Source organism: Streptomyces mesophilus, from assembly GCF_040300965.1.
Taxonomy (GTDB): domain Bacteria; phylum Actinomycetota; class Actinomycetes; order Streptomycetales; family Streptomycetaceae; genus Streptomyces; species Streptomyces mesophilus_A.
The window spans coordinates 21,193-29,585 of sequence record NZ_JBEPEW010000105.1; the positions used below are offsets into that span (position 1 = coordinate 21,193).

The 8,393-nt window shown below is 70.6% G+C and carries 8 protein-coding genes; 3 read left to right on the forward strand and 5 right to left on the reverse strand.

What is annotated here, in order from left to right:
* Positions 1-15 precede the first annotated feature (15 nt).
* Together ABT367_RS29210 and ABT367_RS29215 are read right to left on the reverse strand one after the other, a co-directional pair.
* On the reverse strand, positions 16-381 hold the full coding sequence (locus ABT367_RS29210) for a hypothetical protein (protein WP_352256281.1): 366 nt from the start codon (positions 379-381) through the stop codon (positions 16-18).
* A 14-nt stretch (positions 382-395) separates the two neighbouring features.
* Positions 396-902, reverse strand: coding sequence for a DinB family protein (locus ABT367_RS29215; RefSeq protein WP_352256282.1), 507 nt, complete (start codon positions 900-902; stop codon positions 396-398).
* Between the two features lie 150 nt (positions 903-1,052).
* Between ABT367_RS29215 and ABT367_RS29220 the strand changes: the two genes are divergently transcribed.
* Complete coding sequence (locus ABT367_RS29220) at positions 1,053-1,487, forward strand: hypothetical protein (RefSeq protein WP_352256283.1); 435 nt, start codon at positions 1,053-1,055, stop codon at positions 1,485-1,487.
* A gap of 130 nt (positions 1,488-1,617) precedes the next feature.
* Here the strand turns inward: ABT367_RS29220 and ABT367_RS29225 are convergent, their stop codons facing one another.
* The gene (locus tag ABT367_RS29225) at positions 1,618-3,195 is read right to left on the reverse strand and encodes a helix-turn-helix domain-containing protein (protein WP_352256284.1); all 1,578 of its coding nucleotides are present in this window, start codon (positions 3,193-3,195) and stop codon (positions 1,618-1,620) included.
* Between the two features lie 161 nt (positions 3,196-3,356).
* Complete coding sequence (locus ABT367_RS29230; RefSeq protein WP_352256285.1) at positions 3,357-4,607, reverse strand: RNA polymerase sigma factor; 1,251 nt, start codon at positions 4,605-4,607, stop codon at positions 3,357-3,359.
* A gap of 173 nt (positions 4,608-4,780) precedes the next feature.
* On the opposite strand from ABT367_RS29230, the gene ABT367_RS29235 reads away from it, so the two are divergent.
* Positions 4,781-6,139, forward strand: a complete 1,359-nt coding sequence (locus ABT367_RS29235) for an MFS transporter (protein ID WP_352256286.1) — start codon at positions 4,781-4,783, stop codon at positions 6,137-6,139.
* A gap of 59 nt (positions 6,140-6,198) precedes the next feature.
* Here ABT367_RS29235 and ABT367_RS29240 read toward each other — a convergent pair whose 3' ends face one another.
* Positions 6,199-7,365 carry a 4-hydroxybenzoate 3-monooxygenase gene (locus ABT367_RS29240; protein ID WP_352256287.1) on the reverse strand — a complete coding sequence of 389 codons (1,167 nt, stop codon included), beginning with the start codon at positions 7,363-7,365 and terminating at the stop codon, positions 6,199-6,201.
* 206 nt (positions 7,366-7,571) lie between these two features.
* Between ABT367_RS29240 and ABT367_RS29245 the strand changes: the two genes are divergently transcribed.
* A partial coding sequence (locus tag ABT367_RS29245; protein ID WP_352256288.1) for an IclR family transcriptional regulator occupies positions 7,572-8,393 on the forward strand: 822 nt, incomplete at its 3' end.

The following is an 8,393-nucleotide window of genomic DNA, read 5'->3' on the forward strand; positions in this document are numbered from 1 at the left end:
TTCCTGGCCCCCGGCTCAGGCCTGACCCCTGCGACCCGGCGGAAATTCGTTTCCCTCGAGGTCGGAGACCGTCGCGAACCAGGAAGTTGCCCATACGGTGAGACAGTCCGGCTCGTGGATCGTCTCGAACGGGTGGTCGCTCCACACCCCGTACGAGGTGACGTACACAGCCTCGCCGGGCTCGAGCCAGTAGTCCTGCCCGCACGGCTCGAGCCACAGCTGCAGTTGCTCCTTGCCGCCGTTCTGCACCAGCATCGGCGCCGGGTTCCCCAGCCGCCGGATCGCCTCGAAGCCGAGATCCCCGGCCTCGGGCATGTTCGTCTCCAGGGGAGCGATGATCCGCTCGATGTCCAGCCGTCGAGGCGAGTCCTGTCCGTCCATGTGATCCGCCGGACCTAGCCGCCGGTCGTGCCGTCGAGAAGTTCGCGCATGATGTCCAGGTGGCCGTTGTGGCGGGCCGTCTCCTCGGTGAGGTGGAGGAGGATCCAGCGCAGGTCGACGTGGAGGCCGTTGCGGATGGTTCCCACGGCCCGCTTGTCCAGATCGTTCCCGGCGACCAGCTCGCGGTAGCGGGCGCTCTGTTCGGCGTACTCGTCGAGCAACTGCGGGAGCGGGAAGTCGACGGCGATCCGCATCTCGCCGTCGGGGTCCTCGTCGGTTATGGGGGCATGGTCCTCCTCGCCCAGGAAGACCACCTGGAACCAGTAGTACTCGACCCAGCGGAGGTGGTTGATCACTCCGCACATGGTCATCAGCGGCGAGCCCGGCAGCAGCGCCTTGCGGGCGTTCTCCGCCGAGACGCCCTCGCATTTGGCGCGGGCGGTGTCACGTGCGTAGTCGAGAAACGTGGTGAGCTGCGTGCGCTCGTCCCACGCGGGCGGGGAGTCACCGATCCTGGTCATCGCGCGAAGCCTCTCCGATCATGACGACCGGTGTCGAGGAATTTACCGAAGGGCCGGGCATGATCTCGGCCACTGGCTGGGCGTACGCGCGACAGGACCTTGGACTTGTCCGGCCGATCACGGTTGTGGGCTGTCGGGCATGATGTCCGGGTGAGCATCATCGTGGAGTTCTTCGTCGCGCCGGACGACACGACGGCGAGCCTGGCCCTCCGGGCCGGGCCGGGGCGGGGATTCGAGTCCCTCCTCGTCGGCAACTTCGATCCCGTAGTGGCTGTGGTCGAGTGGGAATGCCTTCTGGCCGGCGGCAGTTTCGAGGAGCTCGTCGGGGCCGGTGAGCCTCGCATCGTCGCCGCCCGGGACAACGGCGGAGGCATCGTCTTGGCGATCTCGCCTCGTCTGTCCACTGCGCTCGCGGATGCCACGCACTCCAGGTTGAGCGACGTCGCCTCCTCATGGACTCAGCTGCGCGCGGAGGAGGGCGAGGTCATCCCCACTGAGATCGCCGAAGCGATCGTGGGTGATCTGGCCGCTCTCGTCAGCAGCGCCCGGCGCCAGAACCAGAGCGTCTACTGCCGGGTCGCGTAGAAGTTCATGTTCGGAGCCAGATCGCGAGGGGGCTTCAGGCGGTTGATCGTCCGTTCGACGGGGCCCGCTCCTTGTAGCGGTCCTCGTCGTAGGCGGGGGTTCCATCCCTGCGGCCCCCCTTGGTCCCAACCTAGGCGTCCGCGGGCGGATCCGGTTCGTCGTCGCCGAGCGTGTAGACGTCCTTGACCTTGACCTCTGTGACCGCCCGGCCCTCCGCGAAGAGCTGCCGCCAGTCGCCGGCCACATGGAGTTCGTCGGTGCCCATCGCGCGGACGACGACGAGGCCTTCGTCGAAGCATTTGTACGCCTTCATCCAGAGGTTGGCGAAGGCCTGCGAGCGGATGAGATGCATCCAGTCGCTGCGGTACAGCTCCCGGTTGTAGTTGGACTCCCCCATCGTGGAGACGAACTTGGAGTACATCGCCTTCACGTACTCGAGCGTGACCGAGTCGTCCTCGGTGATGGCACGGTCGCGGGCGTCCTTGAGGGCGATACGGAACTTCTCCAGGAGTCCCTCGGTGGCGCCCGAGGTCCAGGACTCGTGGATCACGGGCGGCTCGCACAGTCCGTACGGATCCGATGAGAGCCTCAGGAGCAGGCGCAGCGTCGGCTCGGTGACCCAGAACGCGCCGGCCTCCTCGCGGTTGCCGAGCGGGTTGGGCAGCAGGTGGTCCAGGTCCCAGGCGGGCGGGGTGATCAGGTGGACGCCGGCGCGGCGGCGGTCGTGGACGTTGCCCGTGGAGTGTTCCAGGGCACCGATCGGCAGATGGGTCTTGAGGGCGGAGAGGTACGCGCCGTTGACGTCGAGGGCTGTCACCTCGTGGCGGCCCGCCGGGAGTTCGGGACGGGTCCAGTTCGGGCGCGCCTCCCAGATCTCGTCCGGGCCCTTGGCGCTCTTGCGGCGCAGGATGTCGGGCATCGGCGGGTGCGCGATGACCTGGTAGCGGGCCCCCTTGCGGGTTTCGTCGAGGAGCGCCATCGCGTCGGGGATGGCGCGCTTGACCAGGGCGGCCGTGGCGGTTTCCACGTCTCCGCCGTGGGCGGCGAGGGCGGCTTCGACGGACCGGGCGATCAGGTCCGGGGAGTCGGCCTCCTTGGCGCGGCGTCCGGCGGGGACGAGCTTCGTGGGGGCCGGTGCGGTCGGCTCCACCGCTGCGGCAGGCGGCGCCTGCTCTCGTGGTGCCGTTGCGGCGGGGGTCGCGGCCTGGCAGTCGGCGGCGTCCAAATGCTGCGGGAACCCCTCGACTTGGTGCAGGGCGGGGGCTCCGCACAGGACGCAGGGCGCGGGGGCGGCGAGGGTCGCTCCCCCGGCGGTCTCCTCGACGTCGGCGGCCCGCCGCTGCGCGGTATCGACCACGGGCGCCTCAGCCGCATCTCGAGTACGTGAGGTGACCTCCTCAGCGGCATCTCGAGTACCTGAGGTCACTTCCTCAGCCGCATCTCGAGTACCTGGGGTGGCTTCCCCCGCCGCCACCTTGGCCTGCGCGCCGTCCAGGAAGTACCCGTACTTGGCGCGGATCTCGCCGCTCGGCTCGCGCCCGCTCTCCCAGCCGCCGACGGTCGACGCGGACACCCCGAGCACGGCCGCCACCTGCGTACGGGAAAGGCCGAGGGCCTCGCGCAGCCGTCTGCGTTCGGCGGCCGGGGGCAGGGCGGTCTCTTCCTGGACCGATGCCAGGAGCGCGTCGATCGCGTCGAAGTCCGTCACGGCGCCTCCTTCTTGGGCGGGCTGGGGGCACTGCCGCACCTTTGGGGCGCGCACGCCGCAACTATAAGTCGCGGCCGGTGTCCGTTTTCGTACGGCACCAGCCTCGACTTTCCTGCCTGGCCAGGCTCGACTCCGGTCACCTCGCCCTCCGCGTACGCGGGTCAGCCCTCCAGGTCCCGGGCCCGTGACAGCAGCAGCTCCCGTTCCCGGGCGTTGCGGGTCAGGGACGCCGCCCGGGCGAACTCGGCGCGGGCCTCCTCGTGACGCCCGAGGCGCTCCAGGAGATCACCGCGCACGCTCGGCAGGAAGTGGTAGTCCTCGAGGGCTGCTTCGTCCGCGAGCGCGTCCACCAGTTTCAGCCCCTGCTCCGGGCCCTCGGCCATCGATACGGCGACGGCCCGGTTGAGCTCGACCACCGCGGACGGGGTGAGCTGGGCGAGCCGGCCGTACAGGGCGGCGATCGCCTTCCAGTCCGTGTCCTCGTAACGCAGCGCCTGCGCATGGCACATGGCGATCGCGGCCTGGATCGAGTACGGGCCGGTGCCGGCGCGCTGCATCGCGTCGACGCCCCGGTGCATCAGCATGCGGTTCCACTTGGTCCGGTTCTGCTCGGCGAGGAGCACGGGCGCCCCGTCGGGGCCTGTGCGCGCCGGCAGCCGGGAGGCCTGGAACTCCAACAGGGCGGCGAGTCCGTGCACTTCGGGCTCGCCCGGCATCAGCGCGGCGAGCACCCGGGCGAGCCGCAGCGCGTCCTCGCACAGCGCGGGCCGCAGCAGATCCTCGCCCGCGGTGGCGCTGTAACCCTCGTTGAAGATCAGGTAGATGACCTCGAGGACCGAGGCGAGCCGGGCCGGCCGCTCGGCGGCTCCCGGCACCTCGAAGGGCACATCGGCCTTGGCCAGGGCGCGTTTGGCGCGCACGATGCGCTGGGCGACGGTCGGTTCGGTGGTCAGGAGCGCGCGGGCGATCTCGTCGGTGGTCAGACCGCCGAGCAGCCGCAGCGTGAGGGCGATACGGGCCTTCGCCGAGAGCACGGGGTGGCAGGCCGTGAAGATCAGGCGCAGCAGATCGTCGTCGATGTCGTCGGGGTCGGACGGCTCCGGCGGCGGTACGTCCTGAAGGGTGCGGCCGACCTCCGCGAGCTTGCGGGCGTACGTCTCCTTGCGGCGTACGAGGTCGATGGCCTTGCGCCGCGCGGCCGTCATCAGCCACGCGGCCGGATTGTCGGGGACGCCGTCGCGAGGCCACTGCTCCAGGGCGCTGATCAGGGCGTCCTGAGCGAGTTCCTCCGCTATGCCGACATCGCGCACGACCCGGGTCACCACCGCGATGATGCGCGCGGACTCGATACGGAAGACCGCCTCCACCGCCGCGGTCGCCTGGTCCTGTCGGGCTGCTGTCACGGCGCCCATCCCAACATCCGCGCGGGGGCGGGGCAAGCACGGCCGGTGGAATCGAAGGCTCCGCACTCATTGACAGCCTCCGGGACCGACCCCACACTCATCCCCTCGCGAGAAGTGAACAGTTCTTCACCACACGAACAACGCCGGATCTCCGGCGTGCTGAGCTCGCCCCAGGGACCGAAATGACCTCTTCCGCACACTCCGCCCCTGCGGCCCGTGCCCCGCACACGTTCCGGACGGTGTTCCCCGTTCTGGCGCTGTGCTGGCTGGCCGTGTTCTTCGACGGCATGGACGTCAACATCTACGGCGCCGTCATGCCGCATATGCTCGACGACCCCGGACTCGGTCTGACTCCGGGCACCGCGGGCACCATCGGCAGCTGGACCACCTTCGGCATGCTGATCGGCGCGCTCACCGCGGGCAATGTCACCGACTGGCTGGGCCGCCGCCCGATGCTGGTCGCCAGCGTCACCCTGTTCTCGCTCGGCTGCGCCGTGTGTGCGCTCGCCGGGAGCGCCGGTGCCTTCGGGGCCGGACGGTTCGTGGCGGGGCTCGGGCTCGGCGGTCTCATGCCCCTGTGTCTGGCGATGGTGCTCGAGTTCGCTCCGCCGCGGCGGGCCGCGCTCATGACCGGTCTCCTGATGACCTCGTATCACGCGGGCGGTATGGCGGCCACGGGCCTCGGCCTGAGTGTGGCCCCGGAGTTCGGCTGGCGCTGGGTGTTCTGGGCCGGGGTGCTGCCCGCGCTCATCGCCGTACCACTGCTCCTCAAGTACCTGCCCGAGTCGCCGGGTGTGCTCCTCGCACGCGGCCGGGGCGCAGAGGCCGAGCAGGTGGCGGACCGTTTCGGGCTGCCGCGCCCGACCGAGGTCGAGGCGCCCGCCGCGGGGGCGAGGGGGCGGATCGCCGCGATCGGCGCCCTGTTCCGTCCCGAGTCCCGGTGGGCGACCCCACTGCTCTGGCTGGCCTCGTTCTGCGGACTGCTCCTTGTGTACGGGGTGAGCACCTGGCTGCCGACGATGATGCGGGCGAACGGCTACGGCCTGAACTCCTCGGTCAGCTTCCTGATGGTCATCAACGCGGGCGGCATCGTGGGCATGCTGATCGCCGGCCGGACCGCGGACCGTTTCGGCGCGGTGCGGGTCTCGGCGATCTGGTTCGTGCTGACCGCCGCCGGCGCGCTGCTGCTCAAGTCGGAACTGCCGTTGGGTGTCACGTACGTCGTGGTGGCGATCACCGGGATCTGGCTCTTCAGCGCGCAGGTGATGGTGTACGCGGCGACCAACAGCGTCTACCGCGACAGCGAACGGGCCGCGGGTCTGGGCCTGGTGACGGGCGTGGGCCGCACCGGCGCCGTGGTCGGACCGTGGCTGGTGGGCGCCCTCGCCCAGAACGGCAACCAGAGCTGGGGCTTCACCGCCTTCGCCCTGGCCGGACTGCTCGGAGCGGCGGCGATCGCCCTCGTGCCGCTGGCCGTACGGATCGGTCGCGGAGGTGCGCGCACGAAGGCGACGGCAATCGCCGAACCGTCCAGGGCCTGAACGCAGCAGAAGGCCCCGCCCTCCGGATCGGAAAGATCGGGGGGCGGGGCCTCTCGCTCTCAGAGCGCCAACCCGCAGTAGTTCTCCGCCAGTTCGGCCGCCGCGTGCGGCGAGGTGGCGATCCGTTCCAGTTGGGAGAGCTGCAGTCGGGTTTCGAAGGGGGACTGGTCGGGGGCGGTGTGCAGGGTCGTCGTCATGAAGTACGAGAAGTGCTCGGCCCGCCAGACCCGGCGAAGGCATGTGTCCGAGTAGGCGTCGAGCAGGTCGGACGAGCCCGTGGCGTACCGGTGGGCGAGGGCGCGGGCGAGGACCACGACGTCGGCCGCGGCGAGGTTGAGGCCCTTGGCGCCGGCCGGCGGCACGATGTGGGCGGCGTCGCCCGCCAGGAACAGCCGGCCGAAGCGCATCGGCTCGGTGACCGAACTGCGCATCGGCAGCACCGACTTCTGCGTGACGGGCCCGCGGACCAGCGGGGTGCCGCGTCCGAAGCGGTGGTCGAGTTCGTCCCAGATGCGCTCGTCGGACCAGCTCGCCGGGTCCGTCCCGTTGGGCACCTGGAGATACAGCCGGCTGACCTGCGGCGAGCGCATGCTCGCCAGGGCGAAGCCGCGGTCCGAGTGCGCGTAGATCAACTCGTCGTAGTCGGGTGCCGCGTCGGCCAGGATGCCGAGCCACGAGTACGGATAGACGCGTTCGTACGTGGTGGAGGCATCGCCCGGGACGGCGTGACGGGACACCCCGTGGAAGCCGTCGCAGCCCACCACGTAGTCGCAGGTGAGGGCCTGTTCGCGGCCCTCGTGGGTGTAGCGGATGGCGGGGCGGTCGCCGTCGATGCCTTCGACGGCGTGCACCTCGGCCTCGAAGTGCAGCGGGCCGCCTTCGGCGAGCTGGAGGGCTATGAGGTCCTTGACCACCTCGGTCTGCGCGTACACCGTGACGCGCCGCCCGCCGGTCAGCGCCGGGAAGTCGATTCGGTGACCGCGGCCGGCGAAGCGCAGCTCGATGCCGTCGTGCACCAGGCCCTCGGCGTCGAGGCGTTTGCCCGCGCCGCAGGTGCGCAGCGCATCGACCGTCGACTGTTCGAGGATCCCGGCCCGTTGGCGCTGCTCGACATAGGCGCGGTCCCGGCTCTCCAGGACGACACTGGCGATGCCCGCCTGGTGCAGCAGACGGGCGAGCAGCAGGCCGGAGGGGCCGCCGCCGATGATGCCGACGGTGGTGTGCACAGCGTCTCCTCGTCTTCGAGGGCGGTCCCGCTTGATGCCGAGCGGTGGACCGCCGCCACTGTTGTTCGTATAGTGAAGCTTCCTTCACTCAAGCGTCGGCCTGAGTCTGCGCGCCGCGTTGCGCCATGTCAACGGCCTTGGCGGCCTTGCGCACTTCGCGAGACACGCGCAACAGGCGAGCCACGCGAGACAGGCCAGGAGAGCCCGTGCCATCCCTCACCACAGCCCCGCCCGCGGAAGCCGTCACACCTTTGATCCGCGGGATCGCCGTACTGCGGGCGCTGACCGACGCCCACGGTCCGCTCACCCTGAGCGACCTCGAGCGTGCGACCGGTCTGGCGCGGTCGACGGTGGACCGGATCGCGGCGACGCTCGCGCGCATGGCGTACGTACGGCTCGACGGGCGCAACGTCACGCTCGCCCCGCGGCTGATGGAACTGGGCAACGCGTATCTGGGGGCGCTGCATCTGCCCGACCTGCTCGGGCCGTTCGCCGACCGGCTGGCCGACGAGCTCGACGAGTCGGTGTCGCTGGCGGTGCGCGACGAGGACGGGATCCGTTTCATCCACCAGGCGACGCGGCGGCGGGCGATGTCGCTGAGCTTCCGGATCGGTGATCTGCTGCCCGCGGAACGCACCGCGCCAGGACCGCTGTTCGCCGCCGACTGGTCCGAGGCGGACTGGCAGCGGTGGCGGGCGCGGCGTGCGGACGATCCGGGTGACGGCGGCTTCACCGCGCTCCCGTCACGTGAAGTGCCGGTGGGCGATGAGGAGTTCGTACGCGCCACGGACAGCGCACGCAAGAGCGGGTACGCGCTGGACGATCAGCTGATCGAGGCCGGCCTGGTCGCGCTCGCCATGCCCGTGCGGGATGCGGCGGGCGTTCCGGCCTGTGTGGTGAGCGTGGTGAGCCACACCAGCCGGCACAGCGCGCGTTCCCTGCGCAAGGAGATGCTGCCGCGGCTGCGGAAGGCCGTGGCCGCGATGGAGGGCGAACTTCGCGCCCCGGTCCCCGCGGACGGGCCGTCG